We start from the raw sequence: 22,431 nt of genomic DNA on the forward strand, positions 1-22,431 counted from the left end.
TAATTCAAGAGCGTTCCATGCGTTTTGCCACAGTGTTGCGGCAAAAATACAACAAATTCCCGCGACGAAGTTGCGCCGCAGCACGGCATCTTTCAAACGGAAACGGCGCCGGGAGGTTGCATCCCCCGGCGCCGATTCCACCCAGCCGGCGTCATTCGCCGGCGCTGCCGCTCAGCGGCAGGCGGTGACCATGATCTCGACCAGGTGGCGCGGATCGGCCATGTTGGCCTGAACGCAGGCGCGCACCGGGGCGCCGCCCTCGGGCAGCCAGGCGGACCAGAGCTTGTTCATCGCCTCGCGGTCGCGGATGTCCTTCAGCCAGATCTGGGCCTGGAGCAGCCGGGTCTTGTCGGTGCCGTGGCCTTCCAGCGCGGCGTCGATCTTGGCCAGCACCTGCTTGGTCTGGCCAAGCACGTCCTGGGAAAGGTCGTCGGCGGTCATGCCGGCCAGGAAGACGAAGCCATGATACTCGACGGCGCCGGACAGGACCGGGTTGACGTCGTGGCGGGTGATCTTGCTCATCGGATCTTCGCACTCCCTGTGCTGGGTCCGCCGGTCCGGACCAGCCCGGCCGGCGGGATGGGACCCCGCGCTTCTAGGCCGCGCATGAACGGCCCGCAAGGCGGGGGGTCCGGCCGGTCTGCGGCTCAGGGAACGGCGTGCGCGCCCCCCGAGGCCGCGGCCACGATCATCGTCTCGAACACCGACACGCCGTGGATCGCCTGCTCCGGCGGCAGCGGATAGGCCGGGCCGCCCGCCACGGCCGCCGCGAAGGCCTCCAGCTCGGCGCGCTCGATGTCCAGCTTCGGGAAGTCGCGCACGGAGCCCTCTCCCTCGCGGGGGCGGTAGACCAGGTGCTCATGGTCCGTCAGCTCCGCCCAGCCCTCGCTGCCATAAAGGGCGATGCGCCAGCAGCGCGGCGCATAGGCCAGTGTGGCGAAGGTGCCGGTAGCGCCGCTGGCGAAGCGGCACAGCATGGCGGTGGTGTCGTCCAGCCCGTTCTCCAGCACGCGGGCGGTGCTGTGGACGCTGACCTCGGCGATGGGGCCGGCCAGGTTCACCATCATGTCGATCATGTGGATGCCCATGCCGCCCATGCCGCCGAGCGGGCTCTCGCTGCGGTCGGCCCGCCACATGCCGGGCTTGTAGGCGGCGGCGCCGGGGCCGCTGAAATGCCCCTCCACATGCAGCAGCCGGCCGATGCGGCCATCCGCCAGCATCGCCTTCAGCTCCGCCACCGCCGGCAGGAAGCGGCGGTTGTGGCCGAGCGCCAGCACCACCCCCGCTTCCCGGCAGGCCGCCACCGCCGCCTCGGCGCTGGCCCTGGACAGGGTGAAGGGCTTCTCCACGAAGACCGCCTTGCCCGCCCGCGCGGCGGCGATCACCTGCTCCGCGTGCAGCCTGTGCGGCGTGGCCAGCACCACGGCCCGCACCTCGGGGTCGGCCAGCGCCGCCTCGTAGCTGTCATGCAGCCGCAGCCCCTGCGCCCGCGCCCAGTCGCGCGCCTTGTCCGGCGTGCCGGTGCTGCCGGCGACGAAGCGGATCCCCGCCCCTTCCCGGCCCTGCACGCTTTCCACCAGGGTGCGCCCCCAGCGTCCCATGCCGATGATCGCGGCTTGCAGGCTCATCGCCTTCTCCCCTCTTCCAGGCTTTCCTCCGGCGGGCCTTCCAGCGCCGCCTCGATGCCGCGATGCCGCGCCCAGCCCCAGGCAAAGACCAGGAGACCCAGCGCCACCCCCACCAGCGTCGGCCAGCGCAGCCCGAAGGCCTCGCCCGCCGCGCCGAGCAGCAGCGCGCCGAGCGCCGGGCAGGCGCGCGTGATCATGCCCCACAGCGCCAGCACGCGGCCGCGCATGGCCGGGTCCGCCGCCGTCTGGGCGAGCTGCTGCACGGAGATGCCGTGCAGCGAGGCGGTGGCGCCGATCAGCGCCGCGCAGAGCAGGCCGAAGGGGAACCACCCGGTGGCGACGAAGCCCGCCGTCGCCACCGCCTGGGCGAGCCCCGCCAGGATGGCGATCCGGGTGGCCCCCGCCGTGCGCCCGCGCGCCGCCAGCCACAGCCCGGCCAGCAGGGCGCCGACGCCGAAGCAGGCCGTGATCAGCGCCAGGGATTCGGCGCCACGGCCGAAATTGCGCTCGACAAAGGGCGGCAGCAGCTCCTGCACCGCGCGCAGCAGCACGCCGAGCGAGGCGGCGTAGAGCAGCAGCGGCCCGAGCCCCGGGTGACGCGCCACATAGCTGAAGCCCTCCCGCACCTCGCCAAGCAGGCTGCCGGTGGCGGGGTGGCCGCGGCGTTGGGCAGGGTCCACCCGCAGCATGGGCATGGTGACGACGGCGCTGAGATAGGCCACCGCGTTGCAGGCGATGGCCGGCGCCACGCCGAAGCCGGCGATGACCGGCCCGGCCAGCGCCGGCCCGATGAAGCGCGCGACGTTGAAGATGAGGCTGTTGCAGGCTACCGCCGCCGGCAGGTCGGCACGGCCGACGATGCCGGCCATCAGCGTCTGCCGCGCCGGCTGGGCGAAGCTGGCGGCGGTGCCGCCGCACAATTCCAGCAGCAGCAGGTATTCGATGCGCATGGTGCCGGTGGCCACCAGCGCCGCCACCGCCGCCGCCTCGAGCCCGATGACGGCCTGCGAGACGGTGGCCAGCCGCAGCCGGTCCACCCGGTCCGCCACCGCGCCGGCGATCGGGCTGATCACCGCCGCCGGTGCCAGGTCGCAGAAGGCGACGAGGCCGACCCAGAGGGCGCTGCCCGTCAGCTCCCAGGCGAGCCAGGCAACGGCGATGCGGTGCATCCACAGCCCCGTCCAGGCGGCGAGGCTGGCGGCGAAGAAGATGCGGGCGTTTCGGGTCGCCAGCGCGCGCCCCAGCGCGCCGAAGGGCGACCGGAAGGCCGGCAGCTCAGGAGCCCCGCCCGCTCCCCGTGGGTGAGGCCGGAACCGGCGGCTGCTCCCGCGCGCCGCGCATGCAGTCGTCGAGCAGGCGGTCGCGCTCGAAGCGGGCGCCAAGCTGGGAACGCTCCATCGGGTTGCCGATGAAGGCGCCGCTGCCGAGGCGCGACTCGGCCTCGTCCACCCGCATGGTCTGGCCGCGCTCGCGGAACCGCATCTGCCGCTCCACCTCCACGCGGCAGGCGGCGCTGGCGGCGTCGCGCTGCCGCTGCTCCGGCGTGGGCGGCGGCGGCGCGGCACAGGCGCCCGACAGCAGCAGCAGGGGGAGGATCAGGCGTTTCATGGCGCGCTCCGGCGGTGTCAGGCGAAGGATAGGGCGGGCGGCGACGGCGCTGCGGAGGGCCGGCCGGTTCAGCGCGTGGCGCCCCGCCCCGCGACTCCGCTCTCCACCCCTGCCCCCGCCTCGCCGGCGATGCGGTTGGACAATAGACGCTTCATGCCGGTTTCGTCGAACCGCGCCCCGGCATCGAGCGGTGCTGCTGCGGCGGCGGCGAGCAGCGCCGGGTGCAGCTCGATGCCGTCGGCGGCGATGGCGAACAGGCCCCGCGTCCAGCTCGCGCGGCCCAGCAGCTCGACCAGCGCCAGGAGGCGCAGGCAAAGGGCGAGGCCGGCCAGGGTGCCGAGCCCCACGGCGCGGTCCACCGCCTCGGCCCAGCAGGCGGCGTCCGCATCGGCCAGCACCAGCACGGCGCCACCCTCGAAGAGCAGGGTGCGGTGCGGCCCCCAGGCCTCGGCCGCGGCGGCCGCGCGCGCCGCGTCCCAGGCCAGGGCCAGCGCCCGGGGAGCGACGGGCGGCAGCGTCTCGGGCGCGCCGGGAATGGCGTAGTGCAGCGCCCCGTCCGCCGCCACGGCGACACGGACCACGCCCTCTCGGGAACTCGTCGGCATGGCCAGAGAATGGGGCTTCGGGCCGCGCGATGCCAGGGCCGGCCACTCCCCGCGGGGAGCGGACCAGCCCCGCGGGGCTGGAAGGAACCGCATGGGATAGGGACAGGCGCCCGGATGCCGCCGCAGGCTCGACATCCGGGCGGTGCCCCCGCACGCCCTTTTTCCCCTCCGGGGAGGGAGGGTGCCAGGCCGGGGCGGTCCCGGCCGGCGGGCGGGCGGATTCACATCGCCGGCGCGGCCGGGCCGGCCGGCGTGGTGGCGATCTGCGGCTTGTCGCCCGAGGCCACGTCCTGGCCGAGCGCGCGGGCAAGCCAGCCGCCCAGCACGGCGCCCGCCATGGGCGCCAGCCAGAACAGCCACAGCTGGAAGATGTATTCCCCGCCGGCGAAGAGCGCCGGCCCGGTGCTGCGCGCCGGGTTGACCGAGGTGTTGGTGACGGGAATGGCCATCAGGTGGATCAGCGTCAGCGCCAGCCCGATGGCGATGGGGGCGAAGCCGCCCGGCGCCTTCGGCGCCGTGGCGCCCATGATCACCACCAGGAAGATGGCGGTGGCGACCACCTCCATCACCAGGCAGGCCAGCAGCGAGTATTGCCCCGGGCTCAGCGCCCCGTAGCCATTGGCCGCGAAGCCGCCCGCCTCGAAGCCCGGCTTGCCGCTGGCGATCAGGTAGAGCAGCGCGGCGGCGAGCACCGCCCCCACCACCTGCGCCGCCATGTAGGGCAGCAGGAAGGAAGCGGGCACGCGGCCGCCGACCCAGAGGCCCAGCGTGACCGCCGGGTTGAAGTGCCCGCCCGAGATGGGCCCCACCGCATAGGCCATGGTCAGCACCGTCAGCCCGAAGGCCAGCGCGACGCCCGCGAAGCCGATGCCGAGGCCGGGATAGGCGGCCGCCAGCACGGCACTGCCGCAGCCGCCGAAGGTAAGCCAGGCGGTGCCGAGGAATTCGGCTGCCATGCGCCTGTTCATGTCCATCCTTGCACGCCCCTGGCTGGGTGATGCCGCCCGCGGCGGCCTGCCTGGCCGCCGCCTCCCAGGGCAGCGTCCTCCAGGTCCGCCGAGCATAGCCCGAATTGCTCACGAATCCTTACGCTTTTGGGTGAGCGTCAGGCGGCGGGCACTGAATAAAACGAGAGCGGAATGTTTTCGCGGGCTGGACCCTGGCCGCCACTGGCCTAGCATCGCGGCCATGACCCATCCCGCCGACCTTTCCGCCACCGAGGCCGCCGCGCGCATCGCCGCAGGCACCCTCTCCCCCGCCGCGCTGGCCGAGGCCTGCCTGGAGCGTGCCGCCGCCCGTGACGCGACGGTGCGCGCCTTCGCGGCACTGGAGCCCGCGCGGGTGCGGCGGGCGGTGGCGGGCGCCCTTCCCGGCCCGCTGCACGGCCTGCCGGTGGGGGTGAAGGACGTGCTCGACACCGCAGACCTGCCCTCGCAATACGGCTCGCCCATCTGGTCCGGGCACCGGCCGCGCTCCGATGCGGCGGCCGTGGCGCTGGCGCGCCGGGCCGGCGGCGTGGTCCAGGGCAAGACCGTCACCACCGAGTTCGCGACGCGCCACCCCGGACCCACCACCAACCCGCACGATCCGGCCCGCACCCCCGGCGGCTCCAGCCAGGGTTCGGCGGCCGGCGTGGCGGCGGGCTTCTTTCCGCTGGCCTTCGGCACGCAGACGGCGGGCTCCGTGCTGCGCCCGGCGGCCTATTGCGGCATCACGGGCTTCAAGCCGAGCTTCGGGCTGATCCACCGCGCCGGCATGAAGGTGATGAGCGAGAGCCTGGACACGATCGGCGTGTTCGGGCGCGGCGCCGCCGATTGCGCGCTGTTCGCCGGCGCCCTCACCGGGCTCGACCTTTCCGCCGCCGCCCATGCGGCGCCCCGCATCGCCCTCTGCTTCGGCCCTGGCGAGGCGGTGCTGAGCGGGGACAGCCGCGCCCGCATCGAGGAGGTCGCCGCCGCCTGCGCCCGCGCCGGGGCGCGGGTCACGCCCTTCGCCCTCACCGCGCCGCTGCTGGCGGCGGTGGAGGCGCACCCCGTGGTGATGAACGCCGAGACGGCGCACGCCCTGGCCTGGGAGCGGGCCACCGCGCGCGCCCTGATCTCGCCCGTGCTGAACGAGCGGCTGGACTGGGCGGAGAGCCTGCCCGTTTCCGCCCTGATCGAGGGGCGCGCCGCCTTCGCCGCCGCCCGCGCCGCCTTCCGCGACCTGATGGCCGATCACGACATCCTGCTCACCGCCTCCGCCCCCTCCGAGGCGCCGCTGGGCATCGCCGCGACGGGCGACCCGGCCTGTAACGCGCTGTGGACGGCGCTGCACGGTCCCTGCATCAGCCTGCCGGCCGGCACGGGGGCGGCGGGCATGCCGCTTGGCGTGCAGCTCGTCGCGCCCTTCGGCGCGGATGCGGCGCTGCTGGGCTGGGCGCGCTGGGTGGAGCGGGCGATCGGCGGCTGAGGCAACAGGCGGCCATGGCGGGAGGGACGACGATGACGGTGTTCCTGTGCACGGCCTGCGGCACCTTCTACCCGGAGGCCGCCGCGCCGCCCGCGTCCTGCCCCATCTGCGAGGACGAGCGGCAATACGTGCCCGCCGCCGGGCAGTCCTGGACCAGCCGCGAGGCCCTGGCCGGGCGGCACCGCAACGCCTGGCGCCGGCACGAGCCGGGGCTGTTCAGCATCCAGACCGTGCCGGCCTTCGCCATCGACCAGCGCGCCTTCCTGCTGGTGACGCCGCGCGGCAACATCCTGTGGGACTGCATCGCCCTGCTCGACGAGGCGACGGAGGCGCTGGTGCGCGGCCTGGGCGGGATCGCCGCCATCGCCATCTCGCACCCCCACTACTACACGGCGATGCAGGACTGGGCGGCCGCCTTCGGCGCCACCCTCCACCTGCACGCGGCGGACCGGGAGTGGATCATGCGCCCCTCTCCGGCCCTGCACCTGTGGGAAGGCGAGACGCTGGAGGTGGCGCCGGGAGCGACGCTGATCCGCGCCGGCGGCCACTTCCCCGGCGGCACGGTGCTGCACTGGGCGGGAACGGCGGACGAGGCGGGGGCGCTGCTGGCGGGGGACATCGTCCAGGTGACGCCCGGCGCGCGCCGCGTCTCCTTCATGTGGAGCTACCCGAACATGATGCCCCTGCCCGCCGCCGAGGTGCGGCGCGTGGCGGCGCGGCTGGCGCCCTGGCGCTTCCAGCGCATCTACGGCGCCTTCGCCGGCCAGGACGTGCCGCGCGATGGGCCGGAGGTCATTGCCCGCTCCGCCGCCCGCTATGTGGAGTTGCTGGAAAAGGGAACGGGGCTCCCGCCGGCCCGGGATGCGGGGCCGGGCGCCCGTCACCCGTCTGGCCGGGGTCATCCGGCAGGGTGAGGGCGCAGGCCGCGGCAGAGGGCCGGAGCCGTCGCAGCAGGCCGGGAAGCGACCAGCCCTAGCGCAAGGGCCTGAAGCAATAAAGCATCAGCCACTGCTCCAGGTTGGCGCGCACGACAGGGTCGATCACCCCCTCCAGCGCGGCGATGTCGGCAGGCAGGTCGCCGCTGACCGGCAGGGGCGGCAGGAAGCGCAGCCGGAAACGCGGCCCCGGCTCGCGCAGCGCGTAGGCCGCCACCAGGGGCGCGCCGGTTCTGGCGGCCAGGCGCAGGGCGGTGGCGATGTTGCCCCCTTTCGGCAATGGCCGCCCCAGCGCCGGGGCATTGACCAGCCCGTGCTTGTACTCGTCCAGGTAGATCAGCAGCGGCTGGTCCGCCTCGAGACCGCGCAGCGCCTCGCGCGGGGCCATGGTGCTGGGCTGGATCAACCGCGCCCCGTAGGCGGTGCGGGCCCGTATGGCGATGGCGTGCTTGGTGGGGCTCAGAGGCGGCTGGTAGATGAAGTTGACCGGGTGGCCGAGAGCGCACAGCGCCGCGCCGATCACCTCCCAGTTGCCGAGATGCAGCCCGGCAACGACGACCCGCCCCCGCGGCAGGTGCTCCGCCCCTTCCACCACGATCCGCCCCTCCTTCCAGAAGCGGCCGAGGGCGGAGAACTCGGCCAGGCAGCGGGCCGCCTGGGTCAGGTTGGACAAGGCGAGGCGGCGGCGTTCCTTCTCGTCCAGCTCCGGCCGCAGCACGGCCAGCGCGGCCATGGTGCGCTCCAGCTTGGGCCGGTGCCGCAGCGGGATGGCGAAGCGCGCCAGCCCCGCCCCCATGGCCGAGCAGAGCGGCACCGGCAGCAGCCGCATGAACTCGTGCAGGGCGCGGTCCTTGGCGCCTTCGGCGGGCGATGCCCAGCGCGGCTCAGCCATGACGGGTGCCGGCCTGGGCGCCGGCCTGGACGCCAGGCTGAACGCCGCCTTGGGCATGGCCGGCAGCGCCGCGCGGCACCAGCAGCATCGGCAGCGTGTCGCCCGGGCGCAGGGTGAGGCGACAGACGGGATAGACCACCGTGCCTGGCACCAGCCACGGCGTCACCACCCGCGCCAGGGTGGCAAGGCACAGCACCGCCTCGGTCAGGCCAAAGGCCGCGCCGGTGCAGACCCGCGGCCCGATGGCGAAGGGGATCCAGGCATAGCGCGGCTTGGTGGCGGCCTCGCCGCCAGGCAGGAAGCGTTCGGGGCGGAAGGCGTCCGGCTCCTGCCACAGCTTGCGGTGCCGGTGCAGCAGCCAGGGCACGGCGATCACCAGCGAACCCTTGCGTACCGCCTGGCCGTCGATCTCGCCTTCCGCCACCGCCTCGCGCGCCAGCAGGGGCACGGGCGGGTAGAGGCGCAGCGTCTCCTCCACCACGGCACGGGTGTAGCGCAGCCGGTCCAGGTCGGCGAAGCGGGCGGGGCCGTCCAGCGCGTCCGCCTCCGCCTGCAGCCGCGCCAGCACGGGCGGCGACTGGCTGAGCAGGTACCAGGCCCAGGCCAGGGTGTTGGCCGTGGTTTCGTGCCCCGCCATGAACAGCACGGCGGCCTCGTTGCGGAAGGCCTCCTTCTCCATCGGCCGGCCCGTGGCGGGGTTGATGCCCTCGGCCATGGAGCGGATCAGGCTGGCCTCGTCGCCGGCGCGGCCCGAGAGCACATGCTCGATCAGCCCGTCCAGCACCGCCTGGATGCGCTGGCTGGCGCGGCGGGCGCGGCGCGGCTGCCAGCGCGGCACCCAGTCCGGCAGGCCGAGCAGCGAGATCAGGTCGGTCTGCGCCACGGCGCGCTGGTATTCGGCGAAGGCGCTGACCACGGTGGCCGCCGCGCCGCCGCCGAGCTGCCGGCCGAAGATGGTGCGGCAGATGATCTCGGCGGTGAGGTGGCCCATCTCGGCCAGCATGTCGATCGGCTGCGCGGGATCGCGCCGGCTCCAGGCGGCGGCGCGCTCGGCGGCGGCCTCGGTGATGGGCGGGGTCAGCGCGGCGAGGCGGGAGACATGCGTCACCGGCGCCACCACCCGCCGGCGCTCCTTCCACAGCGCGCCGTCGCTGATGAACAGCCCGTCCCCCAGCAGCGGGCGCAGCGCGTGGCGCATCTGCGGCGACTTGCGCTCGAAGACGCGCGCATTGTCCACGAAGGCTTCCTGCACGGTGGCCGGGCTGTTGCAGATGATGATGTCGCGCATCAGCACGCGGCGGCGCAGGATCTCGCGCTCGAAGCAGGCCTGCGGCCAGAAGTCGAGGAAGGAGCGGCGCAGCGAGCGGAGCAGCTCGCGCAGCGGCGGCAGCCGGCGCGGCCGGGGTGGATGGGGCGGCACGAAGGGCGCGGCCTCCGCCTCCGGCTCCGCTGGCGCTGCGAGCATGGCGGAGGGGAAGGAGTTGTTCATTCGGCACGCCCCGGTTGCACCGCCGCACAATAGGGGAGCGGCGCGCCAGGGTCACGGGGTGTCCCCACGCCGGAGTGAGAACCGGCCATGCGCGGGGCGGGAGAGCGCCCGCCCCGCCACCGCCTCAGGCGGCGGTCAGCACCACGCGGCCATGCACCTTGCCGTCCCGGAGGCGGTTCAGCACGGAATTCACCGCCGAGCGCGGCTCGGTGCTGACCGGCAGGGGCGAGAGCTTGCCCTGCTGCGCCAGCTCCACCACCTCGCGCAGCTCCTGTGGGTTGCCGACATAGCTGCCGCGCACCGTCAGCGCCTTGGTGGCCATCAGCGGCAGGGGCAGGTTCAGCTCGCCGCCGAACAACCCGACCTGGATGAGCTTGCCGCCCTTGCTCAGCGCGTCGAAGGCGAAGCGGGCGGTGGCGGTGCCGTTCACCAGGTCGATCACCGCGTCCACCGGGCCGCCGCAGGCCTCGACGAGGCGCGCCGTGGTGTCCTCGCCGCCGGCCTGGACGGTGGCGGTGGCGCCGGCCTTCCTGGCGCCCTCCAGCTTCTCGGCCGAGATGTCGACGACGACGATGTTTTTATGGCCGAGCGCCTTCAGCACCTCCACCGCATTCAGCCCGAGCCCGCCGGCGCCGACGACGACGACGGCCTTGTCGGCCGGCATCGGCATCACCTTGCGGATGGCCGAGTAGACGGTGACGCCGGAGCAGGCATAGGTGGCGGCCACCGAGGGGTCGAGCCCGTCATAGGCGACGAGGTGGCGCGGGCTGCGCGCCAGCACATGGCTGGCATAGCCGCCATTCTGGTAGACGCCGAGGCTGCGGGCGGCGACCTGGCACATGTTGTCCTCGCCCGCCAGGCAGCGCTCGCACTTGCCGCAGCCGAGCCAGGGGAAGACGATGCGCGTGTCGCCCACCTTCACGCCCTTGGCTTCGGGCCCGAACTTCACGACGCGGCCGACGATCTCGTGCCCCATGATCAGCGGCAGCACCACGCCGCGGTCGGTCAGCGACAGGCGGCCTCGGCTGCCGAGGTCGTAGCCGCCTTCCCAGATGTGCAGGTCGGAATGGCAGACGCCGCTATGCGTCACTTCCAGCAGGACTTCCTCGCCGGTCGGCTCCGGAGTCGGGAACTCCATGTCCTCGAGCGGTTCCCCGCATTTCACCACGGCCCAGCCACGCATCAGGCTACTCCCTCGTTCTTGGACTTCCATCACGATGGGAAACCCTGGAGGCGGCGCGGTCAAGGCCCTGGCCGGCTGGCGGTGAGCGCGCGGCGGATCTCGGCCTCGGCCCTGGCCAGCTCCACCGTCGCCTGCCGGCGGGCTGCACGCCCTTCCTCGGCGATGCGCAGGCTGTCCTCCAGCGTCGCCACCAGCGCGGCATTGGCCTGCTGCACGGCGGCGAGGTCGAACACGCCGCGCTCCAGCTCGGTGCGCGCCTCGATGTTGCCCTGGCGCAGCGTCTCGGCATTGGCGGTGAGCAGGCGGTTGGTCAGGTCGGTCGCCGCCCGCACGGCGCTGCCGGCCTCGCGCATGTTCTGGATGGCCAGGGCCTGGGCGAGCTGGGTGCGCCAGAGCGGCACGGTGTTGGCCAGCACGGAATGGATCTTGGCCGCCAGCGCCTTGTCGTTCTCCTGGATCAGCCGCAGGCCGGGGAGCGACTGCATGGCCACCTGCCGCGTCAGGCGCAGGTCGTGCACGCGGCGGTCCAGCTCGTCGCGCGCGGCGCGCAGGTCGCGCAGGCGCTGCGGGGCCAGCGGCTGGGCTGGGTCGGCCGCGTCGCGCTCGGCGGCGGGGATCACCTCGGAATCGGTGCGGGCCAGCACCGCCTCGCCGGCCGCGATGTGCTCGGCCAGGGCGTGGAACCATTCCAGCGTCGCGCCGTAGAGCCGCTCCAGCCGCTCCACATCCTCCAGCAGCCGGGTGCGGTGGCCGTCCAGCCGGTCCCCCGCCGCCTCGATCTGGCCGCGCACGTTCTCGTAGCGCTGGATGATGGCCACGGCCTGGGTCTGGCCGCGCCCGGCCAGCCGCGCCAGCCGCCCCATCAGCCCCGGCTTCTCGGAAAGCTGCGTCACGTCGAAGCCGCGCAGGGTGGTGAGCAGGCCGGAGAGCGCCTCCCCCGCCTCGCCCGTCGCCTGGTTGCGGGCGGCGCCCAGCATGGCGTCCGCCGCCGCCGTGGCGCGGCTCTGCGCCTCGGAGCCGAAGCGCAGGATGGTGGAGGGGTCGCGCAGGTCGATCTCGGCGGCGAGCTGCGCCACGCGCTGCGGCGCCACCGTCTCGCCGGCGGAGGTGCCGGTCGTCGCGTGGCTCATGATGCGTAGCCCTCCTGGCGCAGGCGGTCGGCCAGCACCTTCACCTGGATCTCCAAGGCCTCGGTTTCCTCGGCGCGCAGCCGGTCGCGCAGGCCGAGGCTGCCGCGCGCCATGTCGTCGATCAGCGCCGGCAGGCCGGGCGGCGGCGTGGCGCCCTGGGCGAGCCGCTGGCCGATCCGCTCCAGCCCGTCGAGCTGGATGTTGAGGAAGCGGCGCGCCTCGCCGCTCCGCTCGGGGCGGCGCTCCAGCTCGGCGGCCAGCGCGCGCAGCGCCTCCAGCGCGGGAGCGAGGCGGCCATCGGCGCCGGCCAGCGCCGCCAGCCGCGCCCGCGCGGCATCCAGCGGGCCGGGGGCCGCCGGCGGCACGGGCTCCGGCTCGGGCGGGATGCTGTCCTCGTAGAGCAGCCGGGTGCCGAAGAAGGCCATGGCGCCGAACACCGCGGCGCCGAGCGGCGGCACCGCGCCGGCCAGCCCCGCCACCAGCCCGGTGGCCGCGCCGACCAGCGCGGCCGCCTGCGCCACCCGCCCGCGCCGCAGCCGGCGCACCGCCAGCGCCAGCAGCCCGAGCCCGAGCAGGATGCCCAGCAGCGGCCGCTGCGCGCCGGACAGCAGCGCGATCAGCAGCGCCGGCGCCAGCGGCAGCGCCAGCAGCACCAGCACCGTGCCGCGCAGCCGGCGGAGCTGCTGGCCCAGCCGCGCGATGCCGCCGCTGTGCTCCAGCCGCGCGCGCCAGTGTTCCCGCCGCCCGGTCACGAGAAGATCCGGATGATGGAGCGGAAGAAGGCCAGCACCGTCACCAGCCACAGCGAGCAGCCGAGCAGCGCGAAGCCGCCGGCGCGGCGCAGCGCGTCGCGCCCGGCCAGGGCAATCCGATCCTGGGCCGCGCCGGGTGCCGGAGCGGCGGCCGGGTCCGGCGTGGGCCGGAGGGGAGATGCGGGTGTCATGCCGCTGAGATTGCCCCGGCAGGCCCCGCAATCAAGCAGCGCGAGCGGGGCGGCCCAAGGGCGCCGCCCCTGTTTCGTTCACGCGCCGGTTCCGCGCGCCGCGCCGCTCAGGCGCCGACCACCCCCCCGCCCCGGCGGGTGATGGCGATGATGGCCGGGCGGGGCGGCATCGCCGCGTCGAAATCCGGCCAGCGGGTGGAGGGGGGCGTCGAAGTGGCTGCCCTTGTCGTCGCCCGGGTGCTGGATGGCCAGGAACACCGTCTCGTCATCCGGCGTGAAGCAGGGGCCGCAGACCTTGGCGCCGGAGGGGGCTTGGTAGAACAGCTTCGTCAGGCCGCGCCCGGGGCCGTCCGTGTCGGCGGCGTAGAGCCCATCGGCCACTTTGGAGGTACCGGGGGCACCGTCGGTCGAGATCCAGATGCGGCCCTTGCTGTCGAAGGTGCAGTTGTCCGGGCAGGACAGCCAGCCATCGGCGCTGGTGCCCTGGTGGTATTCCGCGCCGGCATCCACGCCGGGGCGGCCGGCAATCAGGAAGATCTCCCAGCGCCCCTCCGTGGCGGCATGGTCCACCCTGCCCGTGCCGGCGCCGGGCGGGATCATCTCGATGACATGGCCATGCGCGTTGGTCGGCCGCGGATTGGCCGCGTCCACCTGCTCCGGCTTGCGGCGGGTGTTGTTGGTGAGCATGGCATAGACCCGGCCGTTCACCGGGTTGGCCTGCACGTCCTCCGGCCGGTCCATGGGTGTCGCCTTCAGCAGGTCGGCCGCGCGGCGGGTCTCGATCAGCACCTCGGCCTGGCTGGCGAAGCCATTCGCCTCGGTCAGCGGGCCCTGGCCATGCACCAGCGGCAGCCACTCCATCCGGCCATCGTCGTGCAGGCGCGCGGCATAGAGGGTGCCCTCGTCCAGCAGGTCGCGGTTCGCCGCCGGGTCGGACGGGTTCCAGGGGCGCGCGGTGACGAACTTGTAGATGTGGTCGAAGCGCTCGTCGTCGCCCGAATAGAACGCCACGCGGCCATCGGCGGAGATGGCGTGGGTGCAGCCCTCATGCTTGAAGCGGCCGAGGGCGGTGCGCTTCACCGGCACGCTGGCGGGGTCGTAGGGGTCGTATTCCACCACCCAGCCGAAGCGGTTGGGCTCGTTCGGCTCCACGTCGAGGTTGAAGCGCCCGACATGCTGCCCCCAGCCATAGCCGGCCTGGGCCACGATGCCGTAGCGCTTGTAGGCGGCGGCCTGCGCGCCCGTCTCGGCGGCGGCGCCACCGAAATACTGGTTGAAGTTCTCCTCGCAGGTGATGACCGTGCCCCAGGGCGTGTTGCCGCCGGCACAGTTGTTCAGCATGCCCAGCACCTCGCGCCCGGTGGGGTCCGCGCCGGTCCGCATGCGCGGGTGGCCGGCGGCGGGGCCGCTGATGCGGATCGGCGTGGTGGCGGTGATGCGGCGGTTGAGCCGCCCATCCTCCACCGGCCGCCAGCGCCCGTTCTCGCGCCGGATCTCGACCACCGACATGCCGTGCGCCGCCATCTCCGTCAGCGCCTGCTCCCGGCTGGGCTGGGCGCGGGCGGCGGCATCGTCGGGAAGGCCGGGGAACATCAGGTGCGGGTCGGTGTACTCGTGGTTCACCGCCAGCAGGCCATGCGTGGCGTTGCGGCTGCCGCGCGGCAGCGGAAAGAAGTCCACATAGTCGTTGTTGTAGCCGAACTGCGCGGCCTGGGCCTCGGCATCCTGCCGGCGCGGGTCGAAGGCCGGCGCGCCGGGCAGCACGGGGTCACCCCAGCGGATCACCGTCTGGACCTCGTAGCCCTCGGGCACCGCGTCGCGCTCCGTCATCTGGTGGGCGATCTCCTTGAAGGAGAGGCTCGACGGGCTCGCGGCGGCCGGGGGTCCGGGCTGCGCGGCGGCCGGGCGGGCCGAGGCCAGGAGCTGGTCGGCGAAGCTCATCGCCGCTGCGCCGCCCAGGAGGCCGCGCAGCGCCGCGCGGCGCGACAGGCGGCGGGCGATCAGCGCGCCCACCGTCTCCTCGGGGTGCGGATTGCTGCCGATGTCCTCGAGCTCCAGGGGCTTCTCGGCGGCGTCCGCTGCCGCGGAGGCGGGCAGATGGTGTCAGGCATGGTGTTCGCGTCCCGGATCGGCAGGCCACGCCAGGGGAGCGGGCCTTTGCGGCGCAAGGAAGCGGCAGGCCACGTCACCCGGATGACAACCCGATGACAAGTTGATGATGCTCCGCAACCGCCCCTCACCCGCCACGCGCGGCGAAGAAGCGGGCGATGGCCCCGGCGGCGCGGTCGAGATGCGCCTCCAGCACCGCCACGGCGCGGGGCGCGTCGCCCGCCCGGGCGGCCGCCAGCATGGCGCGGTGGTCCTGCTGCGACAGGTGCTCCCGCCCATGCGCCGCGAGATGGAAGCGGAGGTAGCGGTCGCAGGCGGCAAGCTGCGCCGCGGTCAGCGCCAGCAGGCGCCGGTGGCCGGCGGCGGCATAGAGCGCCATGTGGAAGCGCCGGTTCAGCAGCCCCATCCGTCCTGGCTCCGGCTCCGCGTCCATGGCCAGGATGATCTCCGCCGCCGTGTCGAGCTGCGCCGGGGCCAGGCGCGGAATGGAGAGCCGCAACGCCGCCGGCTCCAGGGCGCGGCGTATGGCGTAGGTGTCGGCCGCGTCGGCGGCGGAGATCTCCGTCACCACCGCGCCACGGTGTGGCACCATGTCCACCAGCGCCTGCGCCTCCAGCTGCCGCAGGGCCTCGCGCACCGGCATGCGGCTGACGCCGAAGCGCTCCGCCAGCTCCTCCTGCCGCAGCGCCGTGCCGCCGGGCAGGCGCCCTTCCAGGATCGCCGCCTTCAGCACCGCCTCGACGAACTCCGTGGCGGTGCGCCACCGCCCCTCGAGGGCGGGGCCCAGCGCGTCGAGTGGCGAGGCGGGGTCGGCCATGCGGGCAATCCGGTATCCATCCGTTGATTGGATCCAATCTTACGCTACCCTGCTCGCCCTATTCCAGCGGCATCGAGGGAGGCCCAAGGGTCATGGCCGAGACGGAGCATGGCACGGCGCGGCAGGCAGGGCTCCTGCAGCCGGTGGTGGCGGGCATGCTGGCGGCGGTGGTGGGCTTCGCCAGTTCCTTCGCCGTGGTGCTCCAGGGCTTCGCCGCGGTGGGCGCGACACCGGCCCAGGCGGCCTCGGGCCTGCTGGCGCTCTGCGTCGTGCAAGGGCCGCTGGCGGCGCTGCTGAGCTGGCGCTGGCGCATGCCCATCATCACCGCCTGGTCCACGCCGGGCGCCGCGCTGCTGGTGGCCACCGGCATGCCGGAGGGCGGCTTTCCGGTGGCGGTCGGCGCCTTCCTGCTGGCGGCGCTGCTGATCGTGCTGGCGGGGCTGTGGCGGCCCTTCGGCCGGGCCGTGGCCGCCATCCCGCCCAGCCTGGCCAATGCCATGCTCGCCGGGGTGCTGCTCGACATCTGCCTGGCGCCGATGCGGGCGGTCGGCACCATGCCGCTGCTGGCGCTGCCGGTGGTCCTGGCATGGGCGCTGGCCTGGCGCTTCGCACGGCTCTACGCGGTGCCGCTGGCGGTGGCCGTGGCGGCGGCGGTGATCCTGCTCGCGACGCCCCTGCCGGGCGAGGCGCTCTCCGACATCCTGCCCCGGCCGGAATGGGTGGCGCCGCGCTTCACCGCGGGCGCCGCCATCGGCATCGCGCTGCCGCTGTTCCTGGTGACGATGGCCTCGCAGAACGTGCCGGGGCTCGCCGTGCTGAACGCCAATGGCTACCGCCCGGCGCCGGGGCCGATCTTCACCGCGACCGGCCTGGCCAGCGCCCTCATCGCGCCCTTCGGCGCCCATTCGCTCAACCTCGCCGCCATCACCGCCGCCCTTTGCGCGGGGCGCGACGCCCACCCCGATCCGGCGCGCCGCTGGGTGGCGGCCGTCGCGGGCGGCTTGGCCTATGTGGCGCTGGGGCTGGGGGCGGGCTTCGCGGTCGCCTTCATCGCCGCGTCGCCGCCGCTGCTGATCCAGGCCGTGGCGGGGCTCGCGCTGCTCGGCGCCCTGTCGGGCGCCCTTCATTCCGCCCTGGCGCGCGAGGCGGAGCGCATTCCCGCCATCCTCACCTTCGTCACCGCCGCCTCCGGGCTTGGGTTCCTGGGGATCGGCGCCGCCTTCTGGGGGCTGCTGGCGGGCGGGGCACTGCTGCTTCTGGAACGCGGCCGGCGCTGAGGAAGGCCGGCGGGGTCACGGCAAAACCCCTGCCGGCCGTTTCCCTTCCGCAACCATGCCGTGTCCTGCCTGAAAGATTTTCGTCATGAGGTCTTGCGTCCGCGACCGGATCGCTTAAATCGCGGCCTTCACCCGGGACCTCACGAATTCGTGGGCTGATCTCCCCGCCACCGCCGGCACGCTATCCCGGCCTGGAATCGGGCATGACCTTATGAGCCAGACTCTCCACCGCCCCACCGCCAGCAACGGGGCTTCCGCATCGCGCACGCCGGAGCGGGTCATTCCCGTCGTGCTGGACCTCGGCCTTTCCTCGCCGCAGAAGCCGGTGAAGACCGCGGAGGAGGGTGCCGCCTTCCTGGGCCTGTGCGGGGCCATGCTCCGCACCACGCCGGGCGCTCCGGCCGGCGCGCTCCGCGCCCTGGAGATGCTCCGCGCGCAGGGCTGGCGTTCCGCCCCCGTCCTGGCGGGGCAAAGCGCCGAGACGCTGGCCCAGCTGCTGCGCGAGGCCGGCTATAACGGCCATGCCCTGCCGCTCGCGCGCCGCCTGAAGGCGATGGCCGCCTATCTGGCCGAGACCTGGGAAGGCACGCCGGAGGCGCTGCGCCAGGCCGCCGGCGCGCAGGTTCCGGCGCTGCGCCGGCTGCTGCGCAAGATCCCGGGCCTGGGCGAGGCGGCGGTGGACAGCTTCTGCCAGGACATGCAGGTGATCTGGATCGAGCTTTATCCCTTCGCCGAGCCCCGCGCCCTGCGCGCCGCGCGCCGCCTGCGCCTGGGCCTGGGCCAGGACGCCGCCGCGCTGGCGGGGAACTGCGCGCCGGAGGAGTTGCCGCGCCTCGCCGCCGCCCTGGCGCAGATCGAGCGCCGCGACGACTACGCGGTGCTGACGCGGCGGCTGAGCGCCTGAAGCGAAACTACCGAACAGCACCAGGGCCGGGGAAAGCGATTTCCTCGGCCTTTCTGTTTCCGTGGCATCCGCCCGGACGGGCTGCGCAGGACCAGCGGGCTTAACGCGCCGGGCGAGGCTCTCCGGCGGCTTGAAAGCCCTGGGCGAACATGGAAAGGGGGAGGAAGCGTGGGGCGACCTACGGGACTCGAACCCGTGACATCCACGACCACAACGTGGCGCTCTACCAACTGAGCTAAGGCCGCCATACTCACGCCGCGGCGCCATGGGGCGCCGCGGTGGAGGGGGAATTAATCCGGCGCGGCGCCGCCGTCAACAGGCCGCGCGCGGGGTAAATCAGAAGATTGCCTCGCCCGCCAGCAGCGCCAGCACCAGCACCACGACGAACAGCGCCAGGAACACGGCGAACAGGATCCTGGCGATGCGTCCCGTCACCGCGGAAACGCCGGTCAGGCCCAGCGCGCCGGCGATCAGGGAGATCACCAGGAAGATCAGCGCCCATTTCAGCATCTCGGCCTCCTATCGCCCGCGCGGCGGCGGGGTTGCGCAAAGGCAACGCCCAAGGCACGCCAGGGTTCCCGCCCAGGCGCGGCTTTATTCGCGACCCTTCTCCAGCATCGCCATCAGGCTCTCGAGCCTGTCCGCCTCGGCCGCCGGCTTGTCGGCCCGGAGCCGGGCGATGCGGGGGAAGCGCAGCGCCACGCCCGATTTGTGCCGCGCCGAGCGTTGCGCCGCGTCGAAGACGATCTCCAGCACCAGCGCCTTCTCCACCTCCCGCACCGGGCCGAAGCGAGACAGCGTGTGGTTGCGGATCCAGCGGTCCAGCCAGACCAGCTCCTGGTCGGTGTAGCCGGAATAGGCCTTGCCCACCGGCACCAGCTCCTCGCCCCCCTGCCCGTCCGGCCGCCACAGGCCGAAGGTGTAGTCGCTGTAGGTGCTGCTGCGCTTGCCGTGGCCGCGCTGGGCATACATCAGCACGGCGTCGATCGAGAGCGGCGCGCGCTTCCACTTCCACCACAGCCCCTTGGGCCGGCCGGCGACATAGGGCGCATCTCCCCGCTTGAGCATCAGCCCCTCGATGCCGGCGGCGCGGGCGCCATCGCGCAGCGCGCCGAGCTGGTCGAGCGAGACGAAGGCGATCTGCGGCGAAAGGTCCATCCGCTCCGGCCTGGTGCGGGCGAACCAGCCTTCCAGCCGTTCCCGCCGCGTGTCGAAAGGCAAGGCGCGCAGGTCCTCGCCATTCTCGAACAAAAGGTCGTAGAGGCGCAGGCCGGCGGGGTGATCCTTCAGCATCTTGGGCCCCACCACCTTGCGGTTCAGCCGCTGCTGCAGGTCGGCAAAGGGCGCGACCGCGCCGCCCTCCCGCATCACCAGCAGCTCGCCATCCACCACGGCATGGAAGTCCATGGCCTCCAGGATCTCGGGAAAGGCGCCGGACATGTCCTCGCCCGTGCGGGACCAGAGGCGCCGCCCGCCCGGGCCGGCGGCGGCCTGCACGCGCACCCCGTCCCATTTCCATTCGGCGCGGAAGGCGGCGTGGTCCAGCGCGGCGATGTCCGGCGCCTCCAGCGGCTGCGCCAGCATGGGCGAGCGGAAGACGGGGGCGTCGCGCGGGTCGGGGCGCGGCCCCTTGCCTTCCAGCCAGCGGAACAGCGGCAGGTAGGGCGGCGGCACGCCATGCCACACCTCCTCCACCTCCTCCACCGGCTGGCCCGCCCAGTCCGCCAGGGCCTGCCGCGCCAGACGCGCCGAGGCGCCGACGCGGAGCCCGCCGGTGACCAGCTTGATCAGCGCGAGCCGCCCCCCGGCATCCAGCACGTCCAGCCACTCCGCCATGCGCGCCGGCACCTCGGATTTCGGCAGCAGCTCCAGCGTCTCCACCACCTCCGAGAGATCGGGCGGGGGCCGGTTGGGGCGGGCGGGCGGCTCGGGCCAGATCAGCGCCACCGTCTCGGCCAGATCCCCCACATAGTCGTGGCTCCAGGCCAGCAGCACGGGGTCCACCCGCGTGGCCACCAGATCCCGCACCAGGGAGGGCTTGGCGGTGGAGAAGCGCAGCTCGCCCGCGATGGCGGCCAGCGCCACGCCGCGGTCCGGGTCCGGCTGGGTGGCGAACCAGCGCTTCAGCAGGGCGAGCTTGGCGTTGCGGCCCGGGGTGAAGAGCAGCCGCTCCAGCAGCTCGGCGAAGGCCGGAAGGCTCATGCCGCGCCCTCCTCGCCGGCGAGGTCGAGCGCCGCCTCGCCGCTCTCCTCCTCCTCGCGCCCCAGCAGGTGCAGGGCGCGGCCGCGCACGCCCCGCCCGGCGAGCGCGTGGATCAGCGCCTCCTCCCGGCCATGCGTCACCCACACCTCGGGCGCGCCCACCTCGGCGATGCTGGCCAGCAGGTCGTCCCAGTCCACATGGTCGCTGACGATCAGCGGCAGCTCCACGCCGCGCGCCTTGGCGCGCTGCCGCACCCGCATCCAGCCCGAGGCCACCGCCGTCACCGGGTCGGCCAGGCGGCGGGCCCAGGGGTTGGCCTCGGCCGAGGGCGGCGCCAGCACCAGCTCGCCTGCCAGCACGGTGGCGCCCCGCTTCTCCGGGCGCGGCACCGGCAGAAGCTCGCCCAGCGGGATGCCGAAGCGCTCATAGAGCGCGCACATGGATTGCTGCGCGCCGTGCAGGTAGATGGGCCGCTGCCACCCCGCCGCGCGCAGCAGCGCGATCAGCCGCTGGCACTTGCCCAGCGCGTAGCAGCCGACGAGGTGCGCCCGCTCGGGAAAAAGCGCCAGGCTGTCGAGCAGCCGGCGGATCTCCTGCCCGGCCGGCGGGTGGCGGAAGACGGGCAGCGCGAAGGTGGCCTCGGTGACGAACACGTCGCACGGCACCGGCTCGAAGGGGGCGCAGGTGGGGTCCGGCTGCCGCTTGTAGTCGCCCGAGACGACGATGCGGCTGTTCTGCCATTCCAGCACCACCTGCGCCGAGCCCAGCACATGGCCGGCCGGCACCAGCGTGACCCGTACTTCCCCCACGGTGAGGGGCTGGTGGTAGCCCAGCGCCTGCTGGCTGCGGCCCGCCCGCCCCTCTCCCAGCCGCGCGGTCATGATGGCCAGCGTCTCGGGGGTGGCCAGCACCGCGCCATGGTCCGGCCGCGCATGGTCCGAATGGCCATGGCTGACGATGGCGCGGGGCGCGCCCGCCATGGGGTCGATGAAGAAGTCACCCGGCTCGCAGTAGAGGCCCTGCGGGGTGACGCGGATCCAGCTCTCGGGGTGGGGCGTCGGCATGGTGCTGCAACACCCGGGCGGGGCGGAGGGCTGCATTCCCCCGCCCCCCGCCTCGCATGGCTAGCGCGAGGCCCGGCCTGGCGTGGGAGGCACCGTACGGGCGCTGGCGCCGGGCGCGCAGAAGGCCTGGCGGAAGGCGGCGCCCGTTCTCGGCCAGATGTTGCCGGAGATCTTGCCGGCATAGTCGGCGTCGTGGTTCCAGTAGTTGGTGTAGAGCACGTTGTGCCGGCTCACCCATTCCTGGAAGCGCTGGATGAAGGGGCCGGCATCGTCGCCCTGCACGCCCCACTCGGAATAGGCGGTGGGCTTGTTGCGCTGCCTCGCGAAGTTCTCGATGTAGCGCAGGCCGTAGCGGTCGTCGCGGATGGCCTCGAAGGCGCGCACCGGGTCGGAGGGCAGGTACTGCTTCTTCCAGTAGAAATCCATGCCGATGATGTCGACATAGTCATCGCCCGGATAGGCCTTCGCGGGATCCATCGTCTGGCCGTAGTTGATGTTCCACTCGAAGCGGAACTTGTCGGACACGGCGCGGAAGGAATCGACGATGTGGCGGAAGGTGGCGACGAAATCCGCCTCCTTGCCTTCCGCCGCCCAGGGGAACCAGTCGCCGTTCATCTCCCAGCCGAGGCGGACGCGGATGGTGCCGTCGGGGAACGGCTTGGTGCGGGCCAGCTCGCGCGCCGCATCCGTGTAGTAGCGGTTGTAGCGGCCGCTGGCCGCCTCGCGCAGGCTGGAGTTCTTCGGGATCATGGCCACCGACCAGAGCGCCGGCAGGTCGTAGCTGTGGAACTGCTGGATGAACCATTGCGGCTTGCCGATCTCGTCCCAGGTGCGCTGCCCGGTGAAGATCATCAGGTGCTCAACCTTGCAGCCGAGCCAGTCCTCGAACTCGCGAACCAGGCTCGCGTCGTTGGCGCCATAGACGCCGAGCGGCGCCGCCTGGGCCGCGGGAGCCAGGGCCGGCGCGGCGGCGAGGCCCGCCAGCAGCGGCACCGCCAGGACGGGCGCCGCGAGGCCCGGGGGCAGAAGCCGGCGCCAGGGGCGCGGGCCCCGCGCACCGACACCCGCCGCCCGTCCCTCTCCGTTCCGCTGCCGCATCGCCTGCTGCCGCATGCTGCCTCCGCTCTTTCCACCGTGCGTCATGGCGGGATTGTTCGTGGCGGCAGGTGGCGAGGTAAAGCCTCCTGGCGCGGA

At 73.7% G+C, this 22,431-nt stretch carries 22 protein-coding genes and 1 tRNA gene; 4 read left to right on the forward strand and 19 right to left on the reverse strand.

The window, feature by feature from the left end:
- Positions 1 to 171: 171 nt before the first annotated feature.
- The 6 genes from CR162_RS01960 to aqpZ form a co-directional block, all read right to left on the reverse strand.
- Complete coding sequence (locus CR162_RS01960) at positions 172 to 522, reverse strand: RidA family protein (RefSeq protein ID WP_099093841.1); 351 nt, start codon at positions 520 to 522, stop codon at positions 172 to 174.
- A 125-nt stretch (positions 523 to 647) separates the two neighbouring features.
- A complete protein-coding gene (locus tag CR162_RS01965; RefSeq protein ID WP_099093842.1) occupies positions 648 to 1,628 on the reverse strand; it encodes a Gfo/Idh/MocA family protein in 981 nt (326 codons plus the stop codon).
- A complete protein-coding gene (locus CR162_RS01970) occupies positions 1,625 to 2,902 on the reverse strand; it encodes an MFS transporter (RefSeq protein ID WP_281254942.1) in 1,278 nt (425 codons plus the stop codon). Before CR162_RS01970 ends, CR162_RS01965 begins: the two co-directional genes overlap by 4 nt.
- A gap of 1 nt (position 2,903) precedes the next feature.
- Positions 2,904 to 3,236: a hypothetical protein gene (locus CR162_RS01975; RefSeq protein WP_099093843.1), complete on the reverse strand. Its 333-nt coding sequence runs from the start codon at positions 3,234 to 3,236 to the stop codon at positions 2,904 to 2,906.
- A 68-nt stretch (positions 3,237 to 3,304) separates the two neighbouring features.
- A complete protein-coding gene (locus CR162_RS01980; RefSeq protein ID WP_099093844.1) occupies positions 3,305 to 3,841 on the reverse strand; it encodes a hypothetical protein in 537 nt (178 codons plus the stop codon).
- Positions 3,842 to 4,062: 221 nt separating this feature from the next.
- The gene (gene aqpZ / locus CR162_RS01985) at positions 4,063 to 4,815 is read right to left on the reverse strand and encodes an aquaporin Z (protein ID WP_245870074.1); all 753 of its coding nucleotides are present in this window, start codon (positions 4,813 to 4,815) and stop codon (positions 4,063 to 4,065) included.
- Positions 4,816 to 5,029: 214 nt separating this feature from the next.
- Between aqpZ and CR162_RS01990 the strand changes: the two genes are divergently transcribed.
- Complete coding sequence (locus CR162_RS01990; RefSeq protein ID WP_099093846.1) at positions 5,030 to 6,292, forward strand: amidase; 1,263 nt, start codon at positions 5,030 to 5,032, stop codon at positions 6,290 to 6,292.
- Positions 6,293 to 6,324: 32 nt separating this feature from the next.
- Positions 6,325 to 7,206: an MBL fold metallo-hydrolase gene (locus CR162_RS01995; protein WP_218014822.1), complete on the forward strand. Its 882-nt coding sequence runs from the start codon at positions 6,325 to 6,327 to the stop codon at positions 7,204 to 7,206.
- A gap of 58 nt (positions 7,207 to 7,264) precedes the next feature.
- Here CR162_RS01995 and CR162_RS02000 read toward each other — a convergent pair whose 3' ends face one another.
- The 8 genes from CR162_RS02000 to CR162_RS02035 all read right to left on the reverse strand — a co-directional run bounded on the left by CR162_RS02000 (position 7,265) and on the right by CR162_RS02035 (position 15,790).
- Entirely contained in the window at positions 7,265 to 8,119 is an 855-nt protein-coding gene (locus CR162_RS02000; protein ID WP_176559680.1) for a lysophospholipid acyltransferase family protein, read from the reverse strand.
- A complete protein-coding gene (locus tag CR162_RS02005) occupies positions 8,112 to 9,608 on the reverse strand; it encodes a cytochrome P450 (RefSeq protein WP_245870075.1) in 1,497 nt (498 codons plus the stop codon). The genes CR162_RS02000 and CR162_RS02005 overlap by 8 nt, the downstream gene beginning before the upstream one ends.
- 124 nt (positions 9,609 to 9,732) lie before the next feature.
- Complete coding sequence (locus CR162_RS02010) at positions 9,733 to 10,746, reverse strand: alcohol dehydrogenase (RefSeq protein ID WP_245870076.1); 1,014 nt, start codon at positions 10,744 to 10,746, stop codon at positions 9,733 to 9,735.
- 104 nt (positions 10,747 to 10,850) lie between these two features.
- Entirely contained in the window at positions 10,851 to 11,921 is a 1,071-nt protein-coding gene (locus CR162_RS02015) for a toxic anion resistance protein (protein WP_099093849.1), read from the reverse strand.
- The gene (locus CR162_RS02020; protein ID WP_099093850.1) at positions 11,918 to 12,673 is read right to left on the reverse strand and encodes a hypothetical protein; all 756 of its coding nucleotides are present in this window, start codon (positions 12,671 to 12,673) and stop codon (positions 11,918 to 11,920) included. Before CR162_RS02020 ends, CR162_RS02015 begins: the two co-directional genes overlap by 4 nt.
- Positions 12,670 to 12,864, reverse strand: a complete 195-nt coding sequence (locus tag CR162_RS02025) for a hypothetical protein (RefSeq protein WP_099093851.1) — start codon at positions 12,862 to 12,864, stop codon at positions 12,670 to 12,672. The genes CR162_RS02020 and CR162_RS02025 overlap by 4 nt, the downstream gene beginning before the upstream one ends.
- 78 nt (positions 12,865 to 12,942) lie before the next feature.
- On the reverse strand, positions 12,943 to 14,877 hold the full coding sequence (locus CR162_RS02030; protein WP_245870077.1) for a PhoX family protein: 1,935 nt from the start codon (positions 14,875 to 14,877) through the stop codon (positions 12,943 to 12,945).
- Positions 14,878 to 15,100: 223 nt separating this feature from the next.
- Positions 15,101 to 15,790, reverse strand: coding sequence for a GntR family transcriptional regulator (locus CR162_RS02035; protein WP_099093852.1), 690 nt, complete (start codon positions 15,788 to 15,790; stop codon positions 15,101 to 15,103).
- Positions 15,791 to 15,882: 92 nt separating this feature from the next.
- Between CR162_RS02035 and CR162_RS02040 the strand changes: the two genes are divergently transcribed.
- Complete coding sequence (locus tag CR162_RS02040) at positions 15,883 to 17,067, forward strand: benzoate/H(+) symporter BenE family transporter (protein WP_099093853.1); 1,185 nt, start codon at positions 15,883 to 15,885, stop codon at positions 17,065 to 17,067.
- 211 nt (positions 17,068 to 17,278) lie between these two features.
- Positions 17,279 to 17,971 carry a hypothetical protein gene (locus CR162_RS02045; protein ID WP_099093854.1) on the forward strand — a complete coding sequence of 231 codons (693 nt, stop codon included), beginning with the start codon at positions 17,279 to 17,281 and terminating at the stop codon, positions 17,969 to 17,971.
- A gap of 169 nt (positions 17,972 to 18,140) precedes the next feature.
- Here the strand turns inward: CR162_RS02045 and CR162_RS02050 are convergent.
- The 5 genes from CR162_RS02050 to CR162_RS02070 form a co-directional block, all read right to left on the reverse strand.
- Positions 18,141 to 18,216, reverse strand: a tRNA-His gene (locus tag CR162_RS02050).
- A 91-nt stretch (positions 18,217 to 18,307) separates the two neighbouring features.
- Complete coding sequence (locus CR162_RS02055; protein WP_099093855.1) at positions 18,308 to 18,481, reverse strand: DUF1328 domain-containing protein; 174 nt, start codon at positions 18,479 to 18,481, stop codon at positions 18,308 to 18,310.
- Positions 18,482 to 18,565: 84 nt separating this feature from the next.
- Positions 18,566 to 20,173 carry a cisplatin damage response ATP-dependent DNA ligase gene (locus CR162_RS02060; protein ID WP_099093856.1) on the reverse strand — a complete coding sequence of 536 codons (1,608 nt, stop codon included), beginning with the start codon at positions 20,171 to 20,173 and terminating at the stop codon, positions 18,566 to 18,568.
- Complete coding sequence (locus tag CR162_RS02065; RefSeq protein ID WP_176559681.1) at positions 20,170 to 21,237, reverse strand: ligase-associated DNA damage response exonuclease; 1,068 nt, start codon at positions 21,235 to 21,237, stop codon at positions 20,170 to 20,172. Before CR162_RS02065 ends, CR162_RS02060 begins: the two co-directional genes overlap by 4 nt.
- Before the next feature lie 60 nt (positions 21,238 to 21,297).
- Complete coding sequence (locus tag CR162_RS02070) at positions 21,298 to 22,380, reverse strand: glycoside hydrolase family 26 protein (protein ID WP_141563054.1); 1,083 nt, start codon at positions 22,378 to 22,380, stop codon at positions 21,298 to 21,300.
- Positions 22,381 to 22,431 lie beyond the last annotated feature (51 nt).

The sequence above is a fragment of the Teichococcus rhizosphaerae genome (genome assembly GCF_002631185.1).
Classification (GTDB): Bacteria; Pseudomonadota; Alphaproteobacteria; order Acetobacterales; family Acetobacteraceae; genus Pseudoroseomonas; species Pseudoroseomonas rhizosphaerae.

Coding starts and splice junctions, on each gene's coding strand:
- CR162_RS01960 (WP_099093841.1), bottom strand. CDS start 522: ATGAGCAAGATCACCCGCCACGACGTCAACCCGGTCCTGTCCGGCGCC.
- CR162_RS01965 (WP_099093842.1), bottom strand. CDS start 1,628: ATGAGCCTGCAAGCCGCGATCATCGGCATGGGACGCTGGGGGCGCACC.
- CR162_RS01975 (WP_099093843.1), bottom strand. CDS start 3,236: ATGAAACGCCTGATCCTCCCCCTGCTGCTGCTGTCGGGCGCCTGTGCC.
- CR162_RS01980 (WP_099093844.1), bottom strand. CDS start 3,841: ATGCCGACGAGTTCCCGAGAGGGCGTGGTCCGTGTCGCCGTGGCGGCG.
- aqpZ (WP_245870074.1), bottom strand. CDS start 4,815: ATGGACATGAACAGGCGCATGGCAGCCGAATTCCTCGGCACCGCCTGG.
- CR162_RS01990 (WP_099093846.1), top strand. CDS start 5,030: ATGACCCATCCCGCCGACCTTTCCGCCACCGAGGCCGCCGCGCGCATC.
- CR162_RS01995 (WP_218014822.1), top strand. CDS start 6,325: ATGACGGTGTTCCTGTGCACGGCCTGCGGCACCTTCTACCCGGAGGCC.
- CR162_RS02000 (WP_176559680.1), bottom strand. CDS start 8,119: ATGGCTGAGCCGCGCTGGGCATCGCCCGCCGAAGGCGCCAAGGACCGC.
- CR162_RS02005 (WP_245870075.1), bottom strand. CDS start 9,608: ATGAACAACTCCTTCCCCTCCGCCATGCTCGCAGCGCCAGCGGAGCCG.
- CR162_RS02010 (WP_245870076.1), bottom strand. CDS start 10,746: ATGGAGTTCCCGACTCCGGAGCCGACCGGCGAGGAAGTCCTGCTGGAA.
- CR162_RS02015 (WP_099093849.1), bottom strand. CDS start 11,921: ATGAGCCACGCGACGACCGGCACCTCCGCCGGCGAGACGGTGGCGCCG.
- CR162_RS02025 (WP_099093851.1), bottom strand. CDS start 12,864: ATGACACCCGCATCTCCCCTCCGGCCCACGCCGGACCCGGCCGCCGCT.
- CR162_RS02035 (WP_099093852.1), bottom strand. CDS start 15,790: ATGGCCGACCCCGCCTCGCCACTCGACGCGCTGGGCCCCGCCCTCGAG.
- CR162_RS02040 (WP_099093853.1), top strand. CDS start 15,883: ATGGCCGAGACGGAGCATGGCACGGCGCGGCAGGCAGGGCTCCTGCAG.
- CR162_RS02045 (WP_099093854.1), top strand. CDS start 17,279: ATGAGCCAGACTCTCCACCGCCCCACCGCCAGCAACGGGGCTTCCGCA.
- CR162_RS02055 (WP_099093855.1), bottom strand. CDS start 18,481: ATGCTGAAATGGGCGCTGATCTTCCTGGTGATCTCCCTGATCGCCGGC.
- CR162_RS02060 (WP_099093856.1), bottom strand. CDS start 20,173: ATGAGCCTTCCGGCCTTCGCCGAGCTGCTGGAGCGGCTGCTCTTCACC.
- CR162_RS02065 (WP_176559681.1), bottom strand. CDS start 21,237: ATGCCGACGCCCCACCCCGAGAGCTGGATCCGCGTCACCCCGCAGGGC.
- CR162_RS02070 (WP_141563054.1), bottom strand. CDS start 22,380: ATGACGCACGGTGGAAAGAGCGGAGGCAGCATGCGGCAGCAGGCGATG.